The sequence below is a fragment of the Citrobacter sp. A316 genome (assembly GCF_002042945.1).
GTDB classification, from domain to species: Bacteria; Pseudomonadota; Gammaproteobacteria; order Enterobacterales; family Enterobacteriaceae; genus Citrobacter; species Citrobacter portucalensis.
On sequence record NZ_MVFZ01000020.1, the window covers coordinates 36,417 to 57,665 of the forward strand.

General features: G+C 53.5%; 18 protein-coding genes. 7 read left to right on the forward strand and 11 right to left on the reverse strand.

Going from position 1 to position 21,249, the window contains the following annotated elements:
• Positions 1-406: 406 nt before the first annotated feature.
• Genes qseE through glnB form a run of 4 tightly spaced genes read left to right on the forward strand, consistent with a single transcriptional unit; the run spans position 407 to position 4,336 of the window.
• Positions 407-1,837, forward strand: coding sequence for a two component system sensor histidine kinase QseE/GlrK (qseE, locus tag BZK41_RS21290; RefSeq protein WP_139762642.1), 1,431 nt, complete (start codon positions 407-409; stop codon positions 1,835-1,837).
• 22 nt (positions 1,838-1,859) lie between these two features.
• Positions 1,860-2,603: a two-component system QseEF-associated lipoprotein QseG gene (qseG, locus tag BZK41_RS21295; RefSeq protein WP_079939482.1), complete on the forward strand. Its 744-nt coding sequence runs from the start codon at positions 1,860-1,862 to the stop codon at positions 2,601-2,603.
• Positions 2,603-3,937 carry a two-component system response regulator GlrR gene (glrR, locus tag BZK41_RS21300; protein ID WP_304502732.1) on the forward strand — a complete coding sequence of 445 codons (1,335 nt, stop codon included), beginning with the start codon at positions 2,603-2,605 and terminating at the stop codon, positions 3,935-3,937. The genes qseG and glrR overlap by 1 nt, the downstream gene beginning before the upstream one ends.
• Before the next feature lie 60 nt (positions 3,938-3,997).
• Positions 3,998-4,336: a nitrogen regulatory protein P-II gene (glnB, locus tag BZK41_RS21305; protein ID WP_002914032.1), complete on the forward strand. Its 339-nt coding sequence runs from the start codon at positions 3,998-4,000 to the stop codon at positions 4,334-4,336.
• A gap of 101 nt (positions 4,337-4,437) precedes the next feature.
• On the opposite strand, the gene hmpA is transcribed toward glnB, so the two are convergent.
• Entirely contained in the window at positions 4,438-5,628 is a 1,191-nt protein-coding gene (gene hmpA / locus BZK41_RS21310; RefSeq protein WP_079939483.1) for an NO-inducible flavohemoprotein, read from the reverse strand.
• 325 nt (positions 5,629-5,953) lie between these two features.
• Between hmpA and glyA the strand changes: the two genes are divergently transcribed.
• The gene (gene glyA, locus BZK41_RS21315; RefSeq protein ID WP_003835277.1) at positions 5,954-7,207 is read left to right on the forward strand and encodes a serine hydroxymethyltransferase; all 1,254 of its coding nucleotides are present in this window, start codon (positions 5,954-5,956) and stop codon (positions 7,205-7,207) included.
• A gap of 92 nt (positions 7,208-7,299) precedes the next feature.
• Here glyA and hcaD read toward each other — a convergent pair whose 3' ends face one another.
• Genes hcaD through hcaE form a run of 5 tightly spaced genes read right to left on the reverse strand, consistent with a single transcriptional unit; the run spans position 7,300 to position 11,517 of the window.
• Entirely contained in the window at positions 7,300-8,502 is a 1,203-nt protein-coding gene (gene hcaD, locus BZK41_RS21320) for a phenylpropionate dioxygenase ferredoxin reductase subunit (protein ID WP_079939484.1), read from the reverse strand.
• A gap of 9 nt (positions 8,503-8,511) precedes the next feature.
• Positions 8,512-9,324 carry a 3-phenylpropionate-dihydrodiol/cinnamic acid-dihydrodiol dehydrogenase gene (hcaB, locus tag BZK41_RS21325; RefSeq protein ID WP_079939485.1) on the reverse strand — a complete coding sequence of 271 codons (813 nt, stop codon included), beginning with the start codon at positions 9,322-9,324 and terminating at the stop codon, positions 8,512-8,514.
• Positions 9,321-9,641 (reverse strand): 3-phenylpropionate/cinnamic acid dioxygenase ferredoxin subunit, encoded by a 321-nt coding sequence (hcaC, locus tag BZK41_RS21330; protein ID WP_003037633.1) that lies wholly within the window; start codon positions 9,639-9,641, stop codon positions 9,321-9,323. The genes hcaB and hcaC overlap by 4 nt, the downstream gene beginning before the upstream one ends.
• Positions 9,641-10,159, reverse strand: a complete 519-nt coding sequence (gene hcaF, locus BZK41_RS21335) for a 3-phenylpropionate/cinnamic acid dioxygenase subunit beta (RefSeq protein ID WP_079939486.1) — start codon at positions 10,157-10,159, stop codon at positions 9,641-9,643. The genes hcaC and hcaF overlap by 1 nt, the downstream gene beginning before the upstream one ends.
• Positions 10,156-11,517 (reverse strand): 3-phenylpropionate/cinnamic acid dioxygenase subunit alpha, encoded by a 1,362-nt coding sequence (hcaE, locus tag BZK41_RS21340; protein ID WP_079939487.1) that lies wholly within the window; start codon positions 11,515-11,517, stop codon positions 10,156-10,158. Before hcaE ends, hcaF begins: the two co-directional genes overlap by 4 nt.
• Positions 11,518-11,652: 135 nt before the next feature.
• On the opposite strand from hcaE, the gene hcaR reads away from it, so the two are divergent.
• On the forward strand, positions 11,653-12,534 hold the full coding sequence (gene hcaR / locus BZK41_RS21345) for a DNA-binding transcriptional regulator HcaR (protein WP_079939488.1): 882 nt from the start codon (positions 11,653-11,655) through the stop codon (positions 12,532-12,534).
• Between the two features lie 4 nt (positions 12,535-12,538).
• Here the strand turns inward: hcaR and BZK41_RS21350 are convergent, their stop codons facing one another.
• The 4 genes from BZK41_RS21350 to BZK41_RS21365 form a co-directional block, all read right to left on the reverse strand.
• Positions 12,539-13,621, reverse strand: a complete 1,083-nt coding sequence (locus BZK41_RS21350; protein ID WP_079939489.1) for a fimbrial protein — start codon at positions 13,619-13,621, stop codon at positions 12,539-12,541.
• Complete coding sequence (locus BZK41_RS21355) at positions 13,612-16,107, reverse strand: fimbria/pilus outer membrane usher protein (protein WP_079939490.1); 2,496 nt, start codon at positions 16,105-16,107, stop codon at positions 13,612-13,614. The genes BZK41_RS21350 and BZK41_RS21355 overlap by 10 nt, the downstream gene beginning before the upstream one ends.
• Before the next feature lie 46 nt (positions 16,108-16,153).
• Complete coding sequence (locus tag BZK41_RS21360; protein WP_079939491.1) at positions 16,154-16,846, reverse strand: molecular chaperone; 693 nt, start codon at positions 16,844-16,846, stop codon at positions 16,154-16,156.
• A gap of 75 nt (positions 16,847-16,921) precedes the next feature.
• On the reverse strand, positions 16,922-17,494 hold the full coding sequence (locus tag BZK41_RS21365; RefSeq protein ID WP_079939492.1) for a fimbrial protein: 573 nt from the start codon (positions 17,492-17,494) through the stop codon (positions 16,922-16,924).
• Between the two features lie 492 nt (positions 17,495-17,986).
• Here BZK41_RS21365 and BZK41_RS21370 point away from each other — a divergent pair, with 492 nt between their 5' ends.
• Positions 17,987-19,135, forward strand: coding sequence for a 3-phenylpropionate MFS transporter (locus BZK41_RS21370; RefSeq protein ID WP_079939493.1), 1,149 nt, complete (start codon positions 17,987-17,989; stop codon positions 19,133-19,135).
• Here the strand turns inward: BZK41_RS21370 and csiE are convergent.
• The gene (gene csiE / locus BZK41_RS21375) at positions 19,130-20,407 is read right to left on the reverse strand and encodes a stationary phase inducible protein CsiE (protein ID WP_079939494.1); all 1,278 of its coding nucleotides are present in this window, start codon (positions 20,405-20,407) and stop codon (positions 19,130-19,132) included. The genes BZK41_RS21370 and csiE overlap by 6 nt on opposite strands.
• Positions 20,408-21,249: the final 842 nt, after the last annotated feature.

Sequence of the window (21,249 nt, forward strand, 5' to 3'; positions counted from 1 at the left end):
AAAATGAATTTGTTTTTAAGTGCTACGAGTGTTGCTGATTAGCGACAGAGAGAGCAAAAAACAGCCAAAATCATTATTTATGGAAGTAATGATATTTTTCATATTTATCATTGTGTTAATAAAGTGTTTTGAATATTGGCACAGATGCTGCATAATATTAACCAGTGGCTCATTCACATTCTTATGTCAGCCCCTTCGGGACGTGCTACATAAACTTCGAATGACGCACAACAAGGTGCCTGCCGTCCAACATCTGATATTAGCGTTGCTCATATCAACCTCCGGGCGAAACGTCGAGTTAGGCACCGCCTTATTCCACAACAAAGCCGGGTTAATCCCGGCTTTGTTGTATCTGGCGCTTCCCTCAGTTAGCATCATCTTATTCCTGTCCATTGAGAGTAACGCCTTGAAGCGCTGGTCAGTTTTCCCCCGATCTTTACGTCAATTGGTGATGTTGGCCTTCTTGCTTATCCTGCTGCCGTTGTTAGTTCTGGCCTGGCAGGCGTGGCAAAGTCTGAATGCCTTGAGCGCGCAGGCGGCGCTGACCAACCGCACCACGCTGATTGACGCCAGACGCAGCGAGGCGATGACCAACGTCGCGCTGGAGATGGAGCGCAGCTATCGGCAATACTGTGTGCTTGATGATCCAACGTTGGCCAGGGTCTACCAAAGTCAGCGTAAACGCTACAGTGATATGCTGGATGCGCATGCGGGGGTGTTGCCAGATACCAAGCTCTACCAGGCGTTGCGTCAGGATCTTAACGATCTCGCGCAGTTGCAGTGTAAAAACAGCGGTCCTGACAGCGTGTCGGCTGCACGGCTGGAAGCGTTCGCCAATGCCAATACCGAGATGGTGCAAGCAACGCGTACCGTGGTTTTTTCTCGTGGGCAGCAGTTACAGCAGGAAATAGCCGAACGCGGGCAGTTTTTTGGCTGGCAGGCGCTGGTACTGTTTCTCCTCAGCCTGGCGATGGTCCTGCTGTTTACCCGCATGATTATCGGTCCGGTGAAGGGCATTGAACGGATGATCAACTGTCTGGGGGAAGGGCGCTCGCTGGGGGATAGCGTATTATTTACAGGGCCACGGGAACTGAGATCCGTGGGGCAGCGAATCATCTGGTTAAGCGAACGCCTCTCCTGGCTTGAGTCGCAAAGGCATCAGTTTTTACGCCATCTTTCCCATGAGTTAAAAACGCCGCTGGCGAGCATGCGCGAAGGTACCGAATTGTTGGCCGATCAGGTGGTTGGCCCGTTAACACCGGAGCAAAAAGAGGTGGTCGGTATTCTGGATGACAGTAGCCGAAACCTGCAAAAACTGATTGAGCAACTTCTCGATTACAACCGCAAGCTGGCTGATGACGAGGTGGAACTTGACAGTGTGGAAATCGCGCCGCTGGTGGAAAGCGTTGTTTCTGCACATAGCCTGCCCGCTCGCGCCAAAATGATACATACTGATGTTGCGCTTGCGGTGAACACCTGCCTGGCAGAACCGATGCTGTTGATGAGCGTGCTGGACAATCTTTATTCCAATGCGGTGCACTATGGTGCTGAATCCGGTAACATTTGGATCCGCAGCAGTTTGCATGGCTCAACGGTATACATCGATGTAATGAATACCGGCACACCGATCCCTGAAGCAGAACAGACCATGATCTTCGAGCCTTTTTTCCAGGGTAGCCATCAGCGAAAAGGGGCGGTAAAAGGAAGCGGGTTGGGGCTGAGCATTGCCAGAGATTGCATCCGCCGTATGCGTGGCAAACTGTATCTGGTTGATGATCATGCGCAAAACGTTTGTTTTCGCATAGAACTGCCGCTAGCCACTGCGAAAAATCACTAAAATAAACTTAAGTCTGGTGAGTATGCCATACGTTGTTGTCCGAATGCTTAAACGACATTTTTTCCGTCGCGTCATCCTCGCAAGCCTGCCGTGCCTGGCGCTGGTTGGTTGTGTCCCGAACGCGGTGAATCATATTATCGGCGATCCCTCGCAGGAGAAAATTCCGCCTAATCAACTGGCGGACTACCTTGCAACCGACTGTACGGATATCTGGTCGCTGTCTGGCCAGTCTACAGAAACCAATCCGTTGTACTGGCTGCGGGCGATGGATTGTGCTAATCGCCTGATGCCGGTGCAGGCGCGTAGTGAAGCCAGCACCCTGATGACAGATACCTGGCAGGGCGCTTTCAGACGTGGAATTTTGCTCGATAATGCCAACATTACGCCGCCTGAAAGGCGGGAGACTGTTACGCGCCTCGATGCGTTAAGTCCGCAAATTCCGCCACAGGTGCGCCCGCTTTACCAGCTCTGGCGCAGCAGCCAGACGTTGCAGCTGCAGCTTGCCGAAGAGCGTATGCGCTACAGTAAACTCCAGCAGGCGTCCGACAGCGATCTTGATACGCTGCGTCAACAGCAACAGCATTTGCAATCCCAGCTCGATCTCACGACCCGCAAGCTGGAGAATCTGACCGATATTGAGCGCCAGCTTTCTACGCGCAAACCTGCCGGTAGCTACAACCCTGATGCGCCGCACGGGAACGATAAACTCACTACGCCTGATAACGAAGAAGGCGCAGCGCCGTCTGCCGATGAGGTTACGCCATGATAAGCCGTAAGCCCGCGCATTTGCTGTTGGTGGATGACGATCCGGGCCTGTTAAAATTACTTGGAATGCGACTGACCAGCGAAGGCTACAGCGTCGTGACCGCGGAAAGTGGGCAGGAAGGGTTACGGGTGCTGAACCGTGAAAAAGTGGATCTGGTTATTAGCGATCTGCGCATGGATGAAATGGACGGCATGCAGCTGTTTACTGAAATCCAGAAAGTGCAGCCTGGAATGCCGGTGATTATCCTGACCGCTCACGGCTCCATCCCGGACGCCGTTGCGGCGACCCAGCAAGGGGTGTTCAGTTTTCTCACTAAGCCAGTCGACAAGGACGCGTTGTATCACGCGATCGACGGGGCGCTGGAACAGTCTGCGCCCGCCACCGATGATAGCTGGCGCGAATCTATTGTTACCCGCAGCCCGCTGATGCTACGCCTGCTGGAACAGGCGCGGATGGTGGCGCAATCGGACGTTAGCGTCTTGATCAACGGCCAAAGTGGAACCGGGAAAGAAGTTTTCGCTCAGGCTATTCACAACGCCAGCCCGCGCAGCCAAAAACCTTTCATTGCAATCAACTGCGGCGCATTGCCGGAACAACTGCTGGAATCAGAACTGTTTGGTCATGCGCGCGGCGCTTTTACCGGTGCGGTGAGCAATCGTGAAGGGCTGTTTCAGGCCGCGGAAGGCGGCACGCTGTTTCTCGATGAGATTGGCGATATGCCTGCGCCGTTACAGGTGAAACTGCTGCGCGTATTGCAGGAACGAAAAGTCAGACCGTTGGGCAGCAACCGCGATATCGACATTGATGTGCGGATCGTTTCTGCGACCCACCGCGATTTACCCAAAGCGATGGCACGGGGCGAATTTCGCGAGGATTTGTACTATCGCCTCAACGTGGTGAGCCTGAAGATCCCGGCGCTGGCCGAGCGTACGGAAGATATTCCGCTGCTGGCGAACCATCTGCTGCGCCAGTCTGCTGAACGGCACAAACCGTTTGTACGCGCCTTTTCAACCGATGCCATGAAGCGGTTAATGACTGCCAGTTGGCCGGGCAACGTGCGTCAGCTGGTCAACGTAATTGAGCAGTGCGTGGCGTTGACCTCTTCGCCGGTGATCAGCGACGCGCTGGTGGAGCAGGCGCTGGAAGGGGAAAACACCGCGCTGCCGACCTTTGTTGAGGCGCGTAACCAGTTTGAACTCAACTATCTGCGTAAGCTGCTGCAAATTACCAAGGGCAATGTGACCCACGCGGCAAGAATGGCAGGGCGCAACCGCACTGAATTCTATAAATTGCTTTCTCGACACGAGCTGGATGCAAACGATTTCAAAGAATAAATCTGCGGAATATGTTAGCTTTATTCGATCAAAAGACAGGCGACCTTTTCAAGGAATAGCATGAAAAAGATTGATGCGATTATTAAACCCTTCAAGCTGGACGACGTCCGCGAAGCGCTGGCAGAAGTCGGCATTACCGGGATGACGGTAACGGAAGTGAAAGGCTTTGGCCGTCAGAAAGGCCATACCGAGCTGTACCGTGGCGCGGAATATATGGTGGATTTTCTGCCGAAGGTAAAAATTGAAATTGTGGTCACTGACGACATCGTTGATACCTGCGTCGACACCATTATTCGTACAGCTCAGACCGGCAAGATCGGCGACGGTAAGATTTTTGTCTTCGACGTGGCACGCGTTATTCGTATTCGTACCGGTGAAGAAGACGACGCGGCAATCTAAGCCGCGCCGTTAATTTGTTGGCCTGATAAGCGTAGCGCATCAGGCAGAGTGATTGCCGGATGGTGGCGTAAACGCCTTATCCGGCCTGCTCGCGTAATACATTACAAGACTTTGTGCGGACCGAAGCATTCGTAATGAATGTTTTCGTTTTTCACGCCCAAACCGACCAGCTGCTTCGCGGCGAACTGCATGAAGCCAACCGGACCGCACAGATAAAACTGCATCGCCGGATCGCTGATTGCGCTTTCCAGTTTGTTCAAATCCATCAGACCTACGCTATCAAACGCACCTTTCGCACGATCGGCTTCGGTTGGCTCACGATACCAGGTGTGTGCGCTAAAGCGTGGCAGCGTTTTGCCGAGTTCATTTACTTCATCAGCGAAGGCATGCACGTCACCATTTTCTGCCGCGTGGAACCAGTTAACTTGCGCCGTATGCTTCGCTTTTGCCAGCGTATCCAGCATCGCCAGCATTGGGGTTTGTCCCACGCCCGCGGAGATCAGAGATACCGGGGTGTCGGTCGCGACGTCCATAAAGAAATCGCCCGCAGGTGCGGCCAGGTGAACAACGTCGCCAACATTCGCATGGTTGTGCAGCCAGGTTGAAACCTGACCACCGTCTTCACGCTTAACCGCAATTCGGTAGCCTTTGCCATCGGGTTTACGGGTCAGTGAGTACTGACGAATTTCCTGATGCGGGAAACCTTCCGCCTTCAGCCAGACGCCCAGGTATTGCCCCGGATGATATTCAGCTACTGCGCCACCGTCGACAGGTTCAAATTCAAAGCTGGTGATAAGTGCACTGCGTGGGGTTTTTGCCACGATGCGGAAAGGACGGGTGCCTTCCCAGCCGCCATTTTTATTGGCATTTTCGCTGTAGATCTGCGCTTCACGGTTGATGAAAACGTTCGCCAGCACGCCGTATGCTTTGCCCCACGCATCCAGAACTTCCTGGCCTGGGCTGAACATTTCGTCCAGCGTTGCCAGTAAATGGCCACCCACGATGTTGTACTGCTCGGGTTTAATCTGGAAGCTGGTATGCTTCTGCGCGATTTTCTCAACGGCTGGCAACAGCGCTGCCAGGTTTTCGATATTGCTGGCATACGCGGCAATAGCGTTAAACAGCGCTTCACGCTGATCGCCATTACGCTGGTTACTCATGTTGAAAATTTCTTTCAGCTCTGGGTTATGCGTAAACATGCGATCGTAGAAATGAGCGGTCAGTTTCGGGCCTGTTTCAACCAGCAGGGGAATGGTGGCTTTCACTGTAGCGATGGTTTGTGCGTCAAGCATACGGTCTTCCTTTATCTGAGACTTTAATGATGTATGTCAAATACATCTTATAAAAAATACCCCTGCATTGTAAATGGTTCTTTGTAACTTTGCGTTGTAAAGGTTACATCGTGAAAAATCTGCATCACAAACCTGAAAAGAAATCCGTTGAAATTCAGCAGACCTTTGTTCTCCAAAGCCTTGCGTACCGTGAAGGTAATCGTTTGCGTAAAATCCTTTGTCAAGACCTGTTATCGAAGAATGATTCGGTTATACTGTTGGCCGAAGTCCTAGGGACTGCCTTTTTAGGCCGAAATTCTATTGTTAGCTGAGTCAGGAGATGCGGATGTTAAAGCGTGAAATGAACATTGCCGATTATGATGCCGAACTGTGGCAGGCTATGGAGCAGGAAAAAGTACGTCAGGAAGAGCACATCGAACTGATCGCCTCCGAAAACTACACCAGCCCGCGTGTTATGCAGGCGCAGGGTTCTCAGCTGACCAACAAATACGCTGAAGGTTATCCGGGCAAGCGCTACTACGGCGGTTGCGAGTACGTTGATATCGTTGAGCAACTGGCTATCGATCGTGCAAAAGAGCTGTTTGGCGCTGACTACGCTAACGTACAGCCGCACTCTGGTTCTCAGGCTAACTTCGCTGTTTACACCGCTCTGCTGCAACCGGGCGATACCGTTCTGGGTATGAACCTGGCGCAAGGCGGCCACCTGACTCACGGCTCCCCGGTTAACTTCTCCGGCAAACTGTACAACATCATCCCTTACGGAATTGATGAGTCCGGCAAAATTGACTACGAAGACATGGCGAAGCAGGCCAAAGAGCACAAGCCGAAGATGATCATCGGTGGTTTCTCTGCTTACTCCGGCGTTGTTGACTGGGCAAAAATGCGCGAAATCGCCGACAGCATCGGCGCATACCTGTTCGTCGATATGGCGCACGTTGCGGGTCTGATTGCCGCAGGCGTTTATCCGAACCCGGTTCCACATGCACACGTTGTAACCACCACCACCCACAAAACCCTGGCAGGTCCACGCGGTGGCCTGATCCTGGCGAAAGGCGGTGACGAAGAGCTGTACAAAAAACTGAACTCCGCAGTGTTCCCAAGCGCGCAGGGCGGCCCGCTGATGCACGTGATCGCGGCGAAAGCTGTGGCGCTGAAAGAAGCGATGGAGCCTGAGTTCAAGGTTTACCAGCAGCAGGTTGCCAAAAACGCCAAAGCGATGGTGGAAGTGTTCCTGAATCGTGGCTACAAAGTGGTTTCTGGTGGTACTGAAAACCACCTGTTCCTGCTGGATCTGGTTGATAAAAACCTGACCGGTAAAGAAGCTGACGCCGCGCTGGGCCGTGCTAACATCACCGTTAACAAAAACAGCGTACCGAACGATCCGAAGAGCCCGTTTGTGACTTCCGGTATCCGTATCGGTTCTCCGGCTGTGACTCGCCGTGGCTTTAAAGAAGCGGAAGTGAAAGAGCTGGCTGGCTGGATGTGTGACGTTCTGGACAACATCAATGACGAAGCCGTTATCGAGCGCGTCAAAGGTAAAGTGCTGGATATCTGCGCACGTTTCCCGGTTTATGCGTAAGTAATACGGATTGCCGGATGGTGGCGTAAACACCTTATCCGGCCTACAGGTCACTCACGTGTAGGCCGAATAAATGAAGTGCCATCCGGTAGTTATATTGACTTAAGCAAGATTGTTTCATCGATTAAAGCCGCCACTGGCGGCTTTTTCTTTGCCTGAATCCATTTTCTCAATAAACGTATTTCTCGGCCCTGATTCAACGTTACTGCCCCGACAATCACGCCATCCTGTAAGTTAAACCATATTGCTTTCTGCGCATCTGAATTGCCGCGTACGAGCCAGCTGTCTCCCTGCATTTCGCCAATAAACTGCAAATTATCGCGATATTGGTCGGTCCAGAACCAACCAGGCGTCTTTTGGGGCAACGGCAGGTTGAGCATTGCTGCGGCAGCAGTCTGTGCCTGAAAATTGGCGTTTTCCCAGCTTTCCACGCGTACTAACGAACCGTCAGCCAGGCGCGTTATCGCTACATCACCGGCGGCGAAAATCGCGGGATCGGAGGTGGTGCAGGCGCTGTCAACGATAATGCCGTTCGCTGTCTCCAGCCCCGCTTCACGGGCCAGCATATCGTTCGCCACGATACCGATGCCATAGATCACCGCATCAGCGGTGAGAGTTTCACCGTTTTGCAGGGTGAGCGAGAGACACTCTCCCGCTTCGGCATGCTCAATAGCGCTGTTAAGCAGTACCCGCACGCCCGCAAGTTGGTGGCGGGCTAGCAGGTAGTCGCGCACCGGAGCAGGCGCGTTGCGGCTCATGACCGTTGGCGCCAGCTCCACCACCGTCACCTGACAGCCGCGTTGAGTCGCGCTGGCCGCCAGTTCCAGACCAATGGTGCCCGCACCGACAATGACAATCGACTTGCCCGGTAACAAAATGTCGCGCAGGCGCTCGGCATCGCTCGCGTGGCGCAGGGTGAAGCAACGATCCCCCAGCTTATCCAACAGCGGATGGGGGCGTGCCGCAGCGCCCGTCGCCAGCAGCAACTGCGACCAGCGGTAGGTCTGGCCATCGGCGAGCATCAGCGTGTGAGTTGTGCGGTCAATGTGACGCAGCGTGACGCCCAGATGCAGCTGTACGTTGTGTTCCCGCCACCAGTCAGCGGGGAGTACCGGCTGAAGTTGCGGATTGTCGTCCAGTAGCATCGCTTTGGAGAGCGGTGGGCGTTCATAGGGCAGATGCTGCTCATCGGAAAACAGGTGTATTTCGCCGTCAAATCCTTGTTGGCGCAGTGCAGCGGCAGCCATAGCCGCAGCCTGGCCGCCGCCGACGATAGCGATAGTTTTTTGGATCATAACGCCTCCTCAGAGATCCAGTCCGGCGGCAACGTGACGAATACCGCGAATACCCAGACCGGCGTCGGCATTGATCATTACGCCACTTAATGTGCGGTTGTTGCGTTTTGACGCCAGCATCACATACGGGCCGGTAAAATCCGCAGGCTCAGGGAAAAACTGTAGCGGCAAAATAGCGGCGATTTTTTCCGGCGTCAGCGACTGCATAATCGATGTATCGTTTTGTCCCAGCGCCTGCGGGCCGCGTAGATCTGTCGCCATACCGCATGGACCGACACCGTTAACACGTACCTTTGGTGCCAGCTCGTAGGCCAGCTGGCGAATCAGCCCGGTAGCCGCATGTTTGCTGGCGGTATACAGAGGGCCACCGCCGCCGGGATACCATGACGCATTGGACAGGGTAAAGATGATGCTGCCTTCGCTGGCGATAAGCGCAGCGGCACAGGCTTTCGCCCCCAGCAGATAACCCAGTACGTTGACGTTAAACAGCTCATGAAAGCCGCTCTCCAGCGCATCCGCAGGCGTATTGACCAGCGAGGCATTGTGATCCCATATCCCCGCATTACCGATAAAACAGTCCAGCGTACCGTAATGCATCAGGATTTGATCCACCGCGCGCTGATAGTCGGCGTAGCAGGTGACGTTGCCTTCGATTGCCAGTACATGTTCACCAAAGCGCTGACGCAGGCTGGCAACTTTAGCTGGCGACAGTTCCAGCGTGGCGACCCGCGCACCTTCTTCGATGAAACGCTCGACCAGCGCCAGGCCAAGGCCGGAGCCACCGCCGGTGATAAAGACAACGTTATCGCGTAAATCGCTCATCTTGCGTCCTCTGGAATATCAACAAACACATCGCTACCGTCCACATATACTGCGTAAGTGGTTAGCGGATCGGTGGCGGGTAAGCACAACGCCTTGCCGGTTTTCAGGCAGAAGCTGGCGGCATGCAGCGGGCATTCCACCGTAGCGTCGTCTTCCAGATAGCCTTCCGACATCGAGGCGTTACCGTGGCTACAGCGATCGTTAATGGCATAGAACTCGCCGCCAACGTTGAACAGTGCGATGACGGGCGAGGTATCAAGCCGGAGCGCTTCACCCTCCGGCAAATCCCCTACAGGGCAGGCATAAACACGACTCATCAGAACAGTACACTCAGGTTATGGGAGGTGATCACCGCTTGATCCAGCACGATCTCACGCTCCAGCAAACGCCACTCATCGCCCGGCAAACGGCGCACTTTGTCCACGCGCATGCCGACGTAAAAGGTTTCGTCGCGCTCTTTTTGCGCGCGATACAGCAGATAATTAAGGCGCACGGCAAAGACGTCGGGAACTCCAGTTTCACTGACCTGGCAGTTGCTGATCAGGTGCCGGGTACGCGACGGCGGCTCTTCCGCCCAGGCCATGCCGGTTTCCAGCCGTGCGATACGGCGTTCGAGCTGGTCTTTGTTGTCGTTGAAAATCCAGGTGGTCGGCGGCTGCACGCCTTTGCGCCGGTCGCGCGTCTGGGCATTGACCGTCGTACGCATGGTGTAGCGAATGTCTTCATCCAGCTGTGCCAGCCAGTCGCGAAACTTCCAGTCATCCAGCAGGCTGGCTTCATGGTAGAGAAACTGCGTAATACGGTGGTGTAGTTCCAGAGAAACTAAGATGCTCATTTCATCACCTCCTGCTGGTAAGCGGCGGTTTTCTCGTGCACTTCCTGCCAGCTTTCGCTGCTGAGTAAATCGGCCCAACGCTGATACATACCGCGCGCGGCGGTTTCCGAAAAGATGTAATTGGTGATCCCCGGAATGCCGTCTTCACGACGTTTCTCCTGGCCAAGTCCCATTTCCAGACACAACCTGGTGTTGCGCGCGCGATGACCCTTCAGCAGTTTTTGAATTTCACACCAGTTTTCCGAGTCGTCCTGCTCCAGGAATCCGGCAGGACCAAAAGCCCGCGTGGCGCTGTTTTCAAACGCGGCTTTCACTTCATCAGAGGCGGCTTTATCGGTAATACAGAATGCCCACACTTCAACCTGATCCGGCCCGCGCGGATGCCAGACCCTTAAGGTGGCAGTACCGTTGAGCCAGGAAAGCGTTGGGAAAATGTTGTTGTGACCGGCCAGACGCAGGGCGCGAACCTTACCCAGACGCTGCTCGGCTTCCGCGTAGGTATCGCGGTAGTAGCTGGAGACTTCACCGTCGACCCAGACGTTGGCATCGGGATTCTCGGTAAAGAAAAATCCGCTGCCGTGCCCGTCCTGCCCGAACTGCAGCGCATCTTTGGCGGTTTCCCACACCGGGCGGGCGGTTTGCCCGTCGCCCAGGCGCTTGTCGCTGCCGTCGTCTTTTGCCCCCAGCACCTGTACGGCCGAGGCATGGCTGAACAGCGCGTGATACTGATCGCTGGCAAACTGTTCGGCGGGGAATTTCCAGTTACAATCGATGGTCCACTTCTGTACGCCACCGACGATTTCGGTGCCGCCTTCACGACGATCGAGTACGCCGTCGAGATACCAGGCGATGTCGCCGAGATAATCGCGCAGCGCAGGCGCGGAGGTATCCCAGTTACCGAAAATCAGTCCCTTGTAGCTCTCGACGCCAGGAACTTCGTTCAGCCCCCAGTGCGATTTGCACAGTCCTTGCGGGTAGGCGCGCGGTTCCAGCGGGACGTCGATCAGCTCGCCGTTAATACCGTACGACCAGCCGTGATACGGGCAGGTGAAGGCGCGTGTGTTTCCGCAGTCGGCGTAGCTGACGCGCATTGCGCGGTGGCGACACTGGTTGAGAAACGCTTTGATGCTGCCGTCCTTCTGGCGAACCACCACAACCGCATCTTCGCCCATGTAGGTGTTAAAAAAATCACCGGGTTTGGGGATTTGGCTTTCGTGGGCGAGAAATAACCAGCAGCGTCCGAAGATGCGTTCCAGTTCCAGTTGGTAAATTTCAGGGTCGGTATAAATTCGTGGGGTTACGCGACCGTTTTGCGTGTCGATCAGTTGGTAGATGTCTAAATTTGAGGGTGTGGTCATATTTTTTAATCCTGAAAGCTAAGATGTATTGACCTTCTTTTTTTGTACACTAAGGATGTTGCTGGTTAGTTATCAATCTGTGAAATAGTAAATTTCTACCAGTTGAGACATTTTTTCGATAACAAGGAGAAGGGCATGGAACTGAGGCACTTACGCTATTTCGTAGCGGTGGCGCAGGCGCTGAATTTCACCCGAGCGGCAGAAAAGCTGCATACCTCTCAGCCGTCGTTAAGCAGCCAGATCCGCGATCTGGAAACTTGCGTGGGCGTTCCGTTGCTGGTGCGGGATAAACGAAAAGTTGCGCTGACGGCGGCGGGAGAATGCTTTTTACAAGATGCACTGGCGATCCTCGAACAGGCGGAAAACGCCAAAGTTCGTGCCCGTAAAACGGTGCAGGAAGATAATCATTTCGCCATCGGTTTTGTCCCTTCCGCAGAGGTGAATCTGCTACCGAAGGTGCTGCCTCTGTTTCGTTTAAAGCAACCGGATACACACATTGAGCTGGTGAGTCTGATCACCACCGAGCAGGAAGAGAAGATCCTATGCGGAGAGCTGGATGTGGGCTTAATGCGCCACCCGGTGTACAGTCCGGATCTCGATTATCTGGAGCTGATTCATGAACCGTTAGTAGTGGTTTTACCGGTGAACCATCCGTTAGCTAATGAGCAAGTAATCTCCGCAGAACAACTACATGGCGTCAATTTTGTCAGCACCGATCCGGCCTACTCCGGCGCGTTAGCGATGATTGTCAAAAACTGGTTTCAGCAGCAAAAAAGCCAGCCCAACATTGTGCAGGTGGCAACCAACATTCTGGTGACCATGAACCTGGTCGGTATGGGGCTGGGGGTGACTTTGATACCCGGTTATATGAATAATTTTAATACCGGGCAGGTTGTTTTCCGTCCTATTGTTGGCGATGTTCCGACCATTGCGCTGTTGATGGCGTGGAAAAAAGGCAAGCTGAAGCCCGCCCTGCAACATTTTATCGAACTGGTTCAGCACCAACCGATGATATGAGCTGTTATTTCACTAAAACGGTGATGGTCGCAGTACCGCTAATTTTACCGGGGGCTGGCGTGCCGCCGAGCAGATTAATCGGCCAAGCCTCCAGGTTGATGGTACCCCGACCGGAAGCATCGATACCGATAAACCCACTTGTGAACGGAATACTGATGTTGACACCGTTGATACGAGCCATTCTCACGCCGATGTCCGGGGTGTTATCGGCTTCCCGACGGCGGGCGACTAATGTGTACTGATCAATCACATCATCGCCATCAATCCTCATTTCCATGTCATTTTTAATACTTGAGGTATCGCCGCAGTCATACTGAATGTCAAAACTGACCGGCGTATAGCCGTCCGGCATTTGGTTTTTGGTAGTGAAACGGCTGGCGTTGATAAAACCAAGATCGACCTGAATCACGTCCCCCTGGTTTATTTTACAGCTCTGAGGCACGGTGATGCTTCCCTGGATGCGCAACTCGGCGATTTCTTCCATGCTGCTTATTGGCGGGGTGCTGGACGAATTGCTCCATCCGGCCTGTACTGAGGCGACTAGCGTGTTCGGAATCACCAATTCACCTAAGAAGGGTTTGGTGACGTACAGCGTAAAACGAGTACTTGCGCCAATCGTCACCGGTGCAGCGCGGGTCTCCGCCGGATCGGCGGTACACACGCTGCCTTTGCTGCTGCTGGTGCTGTAAGAGCCACTTTCCTTGATGGGCTTAGCGTTCTGCGGTGTGATGGCCGTAGCACCGGGAATATCATCAACTTCGACTTTAATATCCAGATTATCATTCAGATGGTAAAACTCGCTGAGTTTATCGTTTCCAGATAACGTGCTGGTGACCGTATAGAACAATGCCACTTTGCCACCCGCGTCACAGTTGCAATCTATTTGATAAGCATTACCTGAGAGCGGCGTCGGCAGATCCAGCGAGATTCCCGCGACATTCTGTGCTTGCGTCCAGTCGCTGGTTACATTGGCGTTAAAGCTGCCCGTTGCGGAGCAGGTCCCGGTCGCTGCGTAAACCGGGGCGATAGATAGCGCCAGCAGCGCGGTGGCAATTCCATTTTTTATCCACGGATTCTTTATTGACATAGTGCGTTCCCATTTTGTATTGCGGCGCTGCGATCGGCATTATCCGGCAGACTGAAGGTGAAATGGCACTGTTGATCAGGCTGATTACCCCAGCGCACGGCCCAGTTCTGTGGTTGATTGTTCACGCCAGTGATATACAGCACACCGCCTTCATCGACGATGCTTTGTTGCGTCTGGCTGCTGGCTACTGCGCCGAAGGGCAGCGCTTTTCCTCGTGCATCGACGAGTTTTAGCAGCACGCGGTAGCCGGTCTGAGCAATAAAGTGCGCCGTTACGGCAGCACCGCGATTAGGCACCACGGTGCGCACCGTTTCGGTGACGTCGACGTTATCCGGCATCATAGTGGTATCAAGAGAGATGGCGTTTTCCTGATACGCAGTCAGATAGGGGATCACGGCATAGCCAAAATAGTCGGTGGCAATGCCGGGGTAGTTTTTCACCCGGATACCCGCCGCGCCGTTGGCGTCAATTAGCGCAAAGGCATTACCCAGCGACTGCGACAGGGTCACGCCGTGGCTATGGGCGACAATACCGCCAGAGAGGCCGTAGCTCATCTGACGGCTATCGCTGCTATAGTCGTAGCCGGCACTCATGGTGCCATAGGCAGAACGATAGCTGCCGTACAGGCTGCTGCTATCTTCACCACCACCTTCGTTCTGCCGTTGCTTCAGGTTATAGGTCAGCCGACGGTCCTCCAACAGCGAACCGTTGATGCCCACTTCGTGCTGAGTTGCGCGATCTCGCTGAACGGTGGTACGCCATGTTGCCTGTGCATGTGACAGCCAGCGATCCAACGGTACGCTCAGGCTGAGCGAAAGCGTACGGTCATTGTCTCTGTCCTGCGAATCGGTAAACTGGCCGCTGAGGTTATAGCTCACGCCCCACAAATTACCGTTCAGACCGATGGACAGGTTTTTATCCTGTCGCCCGCGATCCCAGTACTCCTGCTGCGAGCCGGAGGCGTAGAAGCTGATGTCGGCAAATAGCGACTGGTTGACGGTGAACTGAGCTTCATTGCGCAGGCGGTCACCGGCATTGATATCCTTCTGGTTGGCATCGGAGAAGTTGAAATAACCGCTGTTGGTGTAGCGGTAGTAGCTTAGTGACACGCTGGTGCCGCTTTCTGGTAGATCTTTGATGTACTGGGTGCGCCAGCTGTAGCCGCGATAGTTTTCATTGTTATCAAGCCGGGCGTCCGCGCGGCTGACGTCCATCGACACTGCCCCCAGTACACCGAGCGTAGAGCCGATTCCTAGCGCCAGGCCCCGGTAATCCTGCGAGACGTTCAGACCACCGTATAGCGTGAACGCGTTGTTCAGGCCATAGCTGGCGGTGCTTTCAAGGAACTCAGGCTCGTTGCTATCCTGCGAACTGGCGGCGCGAAACCGTCCGGCGGTGATGCTGTATTTTAAATACCCTGGTCTTTGCATCTGCGGCAGTGCGGAGAATGGTTGGACGAAATGGCGTATGCTGCCGTCGGCTTCTTCGATAGTAACGTCTAAGTCACCGCTGAACGCAGAAGGGTAGAGATCGTCGATTTCAAAAGCTCCCGCCGGAACGCTGCTTTGATACAGGGTGTAACCGTTTTGCCGTACCGTGACGATAGCGCTGGAGTTCGCAATGCCGCGAATGGTCGGCGCAAAACCGCGCTGGCTGTTGGGCAGCATGGTTTCATCGGAGTAGATTCGTGCGCCGGTAAACTGATAGCTGGAGAACACTGAGCCTTCTGTCGCGCTTTGTCCTATCACTAACTGGGATTTCAGACTTTTGATATCTCGTTGCAGCCAGCTATTAATGCTATCCCAGTGGGCGTCGTTATTGTTATGCGTCCAAGTGGAATAGTTACGTAGCCGCCATGGACCTATATTGGCGCCATTCTGCATATTCAAATACTGCCGCTGGTTGTTATCGTTGTCGTACTGGTTTTGTGAACCGCTAAAGTTGTAGTTGGTGAACAGAACCGGCGTCCCGTTGTCCCAGCGCGCGGGATCAACATAGCCGCGGGCGTCACGGTAAAGGGCAATCTGCGGCACGCTGAGATTCAGTCGACTATGGTTGATATCAAATTGCGAGACGCTGCCGGGAATCACTTGCGCCAGATTGGCAATTATCGTGGCGTTGTCCTGCTCCTCCAGTTGCGGATAGTTGTCGATTTTAAAGCCCAGTTCACGAAGTTGCCCGAGGGTGAACTGAGGGATCAGTTGTCGGTTTTTACCGGCAATGAACGGAAGCTTACGCTGGACGGTTTTCTTGTTGTTTATATACACATCAACAATATACTCGCCTGGAAGTTGGGCGTTATTTTGCGAAAACACCGCCAGATCTACCGCCTGCTGACCGCTCTTCTCCGTTTCCAACAGGGCAGGATCAAAGTAGAAATCACCGGCCCAGACATGGCCGGAGGCCAGACATCCGTTGATGATTACACAGTGCAGCCAGAAGGCGAGCGGCTTCACGGCTGATAAATGCGGCGTTCTTTGCACCATTTTGCTTGTCATTCCCTGAGAGCTATTATTTTTCGTGAGGCGCAGCTTATTGTAGTGTCCGGATTTCCGTCTTAGTGGCGCCGCCGTAGTCGTTGATGGCAGCCCACTGCACCGTTTTCCCTGCGGCAGCGGGGACCGCAAGCCGCTTATGCTCGCCGGGAGCGATATAGTCGATTTTATTAGTGAGATCGGTTTTCCCTAACGCCAGACCGGCAAATACGATGTGATAAGCCGATGGGTTATATATATCTAACTCATTATTGCTATATTTATATTCGAGAGATTTATAAGCATCGTAGGGCTTGCCGACTAAATTCGTAGGGCGATAGAATAGTTTTATTCGCGTTTTAAATACCAGTGTCAGCATATTATTATTTGTGTCGTCTGATTGTTTTTTGGCCGGAATGGCGCGAACGTTAATAAAAAATAGTGATTCTTTATCATTAATGATATTTTTAGGTGATTTTATTATTCGCAATGATGAATCGCTGTTGGCATCGAGGCGGAAAAGTGGTGGCGTAATAATGAAAGAGCCGCGCTCAGTTCCCTGTGCATTGTCGACCCACGACTGCAATAAATAAGGCAGATTCTCGCTGCGGTTTGCCACCGGCAGTGCGGCTTCTTTTTTCCCAGCATCGTAGATGACGCGAGTTCTCTCCAGCACAATCCCGCCAGCCAGGCACTGATTAACCCAGCCGCCCAGCAGCATCGATAATACGAGAATAGTGTGTTTTTTCATCACAGTCACTCTTAACCAGTATCAGAAAGCGTCCCTTTTCATCCTTGTGGGGAGAAAAGAGACGGCGTGTGGGGATTAGCGGTAGTCGATGGTGACGTCAACGCTGGCGTTGGCTTCACCTGGTGTGATCTGTGGAGAGGTGACGGTAGACACATAGTAAGCTTGCAGCCCTACCGTCGCCGTGCCGTCTGCTTCAGGTGTGAAGCTGATTTTTGGTCCGGTGAGCTTATTCAGCGACATTTGCTTGCCGTCGCTGGCTCTGTCGATACGAATACCCACGCCGGTTGCGGCGGTATCCAGGCTGGTAGGGGCGACCAGATTGTCGAAGCCAACCACGGTACCGCCAGCGCGCGTTTCCAGCCATAGTTGGAACGAGTTGTCCGTAGTGCCATCAACGTGCTCCCACGGAGTGGTCGGGCAGTTTTTTAACGGAATATCAACCGGAATTGCCGGGGAACGATCACCGACTTCCTTAAACTGGTTAGCGGCGTAATGGCCCAGTTCCACGTTGATGACATCACCATTGGCGAATTCACAGGTGTTGGTTAGAATTTCACCCGTAAATTCAATGGTACCGTCCGTCGCCCATGCGCTTCCCGCAGAAAGTATTAGCAGACTAGCTGTTATAGATTTTGTGATTTTGTTCATTAAATTCCCTCTTATCTGATAATAGTATCGGTAATTAAATTTTTGAAAATACGCAGATTAAATTTAATTACGGGGTAATGGTATTCGATATACGCTGGTAGTCATATTACGGAGTGAAATTTTCAGATTATATTTATTAATAATAAAAGAATTATCTGTTGTGTTGTTAAATAACATTAAATTATTGAGAGAACGAAGTATTGTAAGCACGAATGTTGGCTGCACAAGTATATACTTGTGATGATATTAAATGTTTTGATATTCAGTTGAGTGTTATTTTCTAAAACCCATTCTCTTCATTGTATTACTGTTTTTCATCCCATTATATTTTCTGCTTAAAAATCATACAGATGTAAACGATTGCGGATGCATATGGCAAGCTGTGTTGATTAAAGGTGATGTTTGTCACAATTATCTCGTAAATGTGAACGGTAGTACTCTTCAGAATGTGGTTTGAGTCATTAGACTAGGGCTTCCAAAACGGGAGGACCCATGGCTTTGCATTCCACGCGCTGGCTGGCGCTCGGTTATTTCACCTACTTCTTTAGCTACGGTATCTTTCTGCCTTTCTGGAGCGTCTGGCTCGAAGGGCTGGGGCTGACGCCGGAAACCATCGGTTTACTGCTGGGGGCGGGGCTGATTGCCCGTTTTCTCGGTAGTTTGCTGATTGCGCCGCGTGTGAGCGATCCCTCCCGGCTGATCTCAGCGTTACGTATTCTGGCTCTGTTGACGCTGGTGTTTGCGCTGGCCTTCTGGGCAGGAACCAACGTGGCGTGGCTGATGGTGGTGATGGTCGGCTTTAACCTGTTTTTCTCACCGCTGGTACCGCTGACCGACGCGCTGGCCAACACCTGGCAGAAACAAATCACCATGGATTACGGTCGGGTGCGACTGTGGGGATCCGTGGCTTTTGTGATCGGCTCCGCGCTGACCGGCAAGCTGGTGAGCCTGTTTGACTATCGGGTGATCCTGGTCCTGCTATCGCTTGGCGTCGCCTCGATGCTGCTGGGCATGATGATTCGCCCGAGCGTGCAGCCAGCGGGTGAAAACCGTCAGCAAGAGAGCGCTGGATGGCCCGCCTGGCGCGCGCTGATAACCCAGAGCTGGCGTTTTCTTGCCTGCGTGAGTCTGCTACAGGGTGCGCATGCTGCGTATTACGGTTTCAGCGCCATCTATTGGCAGTCTGCCGGATATTCCGCTTCTGCGGTGGGCTATTTATGGTCATTAGGCGTGGTGGCGGAGGTGATTATTTTCGCGCTTAGCCACAAGCTGTTCCGTCGCTTCAGCGCCCGCGATCTGCTGCTGCTTTCCGCCGTTTGCGGGGTGGCGCGTTGGGGATTGATGGGCTGGAGCACCGAGCTGCCGTGGCTGATCGTGGTGCAAATTCTCCATTGCGGAACCTTTACCGTCTGCCACCTGGCGGCAATGCGTTATATCGCGGCACGCCAGGGGAGTGAAGTTATTCGTTTGCAGGCGGTGTATTCCGCGGTGGCGATGGGCGGCAGTATCGCCATCATGACCGTATTCGCCGGCTATCTGTACCAGAATCTGGGCAGCGGTGTGTTCTGGGTGATGGCGCTGGTGGCGCTCCCGGCAATCGTTCTGCGTCCGAAGGTGGTGGCGCAGCCTGCAACGTTATGATTCGAGGATTTTGCGGATCTGCTGCTGCTGATGCGGCGTAAGCGCCAGATCCGCATGAATCAACGGGGGTGAAAACAGCGGTAGCGGCGTGGTGTACGGCGTAATAATCAGCGTTACACCGCGCGGAGCCCCCTCTTTTTGAAAGTCCTGCATCGGCATATGTTTTACGTTGAGCGGCAGCAGCGTCAGTTCGCGCAGCTGTTGCTCTATATGCACTTCAAGTTGTTCGTTACTACCGGTCAGCAAGATGATCTGCTTTTCGTGCAAATCCTTCTCCTGCATCAGCCAGGCACCGAAAATAACGGCCACCAGCCCAATCTCTTCTTCTGAAAACTGTACATCGTATTCCGCTTCGAAGCCGTGAATCGCCTCGCGGGTAGTACGAACCAGCCGGGGATAAAGTCGGCTGAACTCCTCCGGCAGCGTGTTATCAATGCCGATGGCAAACACGCTGCGGTTCAGTGCCTGAGCCAGATGGATATACAGCTGGTCATTCAGCCCTTGCTCATCGCTGAAGCGCACGTTGCCATACTCGCGAAAACGCAGCACCAGCCGCGCAATAGCAAGACGCAGGCGGCGATCCTGTTGGTGATTATCGCGAATCGGGTCGGGGATGCGGAGCATTGAGAACAGCAACGCCATAAACAGTGATTCGCCTAGCGGCGCACTTTGCATGACGTGGCGCTGCCAGTGACGGCCAATTTCCTCGGCAAGCGGATATTCCGCACTGGATTGCGCCCAGCGTTGCTGGAGTGGGTTAAATTCCGGGGTGATCCCCGCGTGGTGCTGTAGCAGGCAATACTGTAAATACAGGCGCAGGAACTGGATGTCACGGCACTCAAACGGCTTCTGCAAGCGCCGGGAACACAGATTAATGAGCGCATGTAGGTTGGTGTCGTCATACAGCGTACGTGCGATACCCCGTTGTTTAAGTTCCGCTTTTAACGCCGGGGTAAACTGCTGGGCGATAAAGGCAGGGCAAATCCGCAGACCACGGCGCAGCCACTGCAACAGACACAGACGTTGATTTAGTGGGGTTCCTTCGATCGTATAGGCGCCATTCTGCGCAGTGGCTATCGCGAGTCGGTGATAGCGCTGGATTTCGAGCCCTGCGCCAATAATATCTTCCTGAACCGTGGCATCATCGACACCGTTGAGACTGCTGAAGGTTTGTGTAGTCGCGATTTGCCCCGGCAGGAAAAGCGTCAGCAGCACCTGGCAACGGCGCTGGGGAGCGGAAAGTACAGATGGTGGGGCAAGCGTTGACATCATCTGTAGGATCTCCCGTGAGTATGTTTGATAAGAATAGCTAAGGTTTGCTCATAGATTTGGAGAATGGAATGCTTTCCACCAGGAATGCAGGGGAGCGTCACAGAATTTTTAACGTGCGGAACAGATAGCGGTAGTGGAACGCAGCGCGTTAATCCGCTTTTTCACTGTTTTATCTTTTGGTTAGATATAAAAAAATCGGCAGATTGCGCAATGACGTACTGTTAATGCTCCTGTATCAACATATGTTGGCGGAGCATAATGAATATGTTTTCTCCGAGAAAAGGTTCCGTTCACCTTATGTGCATCGCTTCTCTGTACACTGAACGGCAGTGAACGTGTTAAGGGTGCTATCGTCGCACCCTTAACAATCCCGGCTCCCGGCGGGGAAATTGCCGCTCCGCGGTGCCCTCCGCTTATTCCTCCTGGCTACCGGGCCGGGCGCAAGGAAACTTCCCTGTAAAGCGCGCCCTGAGCCAGCATCCATGCTGGCTCTCCCGGCCTTACGGAAACACGTCGGCAATTTTCAGCCGGACCAGCTCACACCCCACCTTCTGCGTTTTTTGTTAAAACAGCAAAACAGATTTAACTGGAAGTCAGAGCGTTGAAGCGATGACCCCGGTCCGGCTGAAAATCGATGAGGCGTTGACGGCTGACCGGGACTGCCCGCAGGGATGCGGGCAGAGGGGACGGCCTGCATGGATGCAGGCTCGGCCCCGACCCGACAGGCAGGCGGAATAAGACGAATAGCTCGCGCAGCGACGATTTTCCCGCCGGGAGCCTGGGATGCAAGGGAGGCGGCGGTGAACCTCCCTTGCACGTTCACGGGTATAGCGATATCAGAG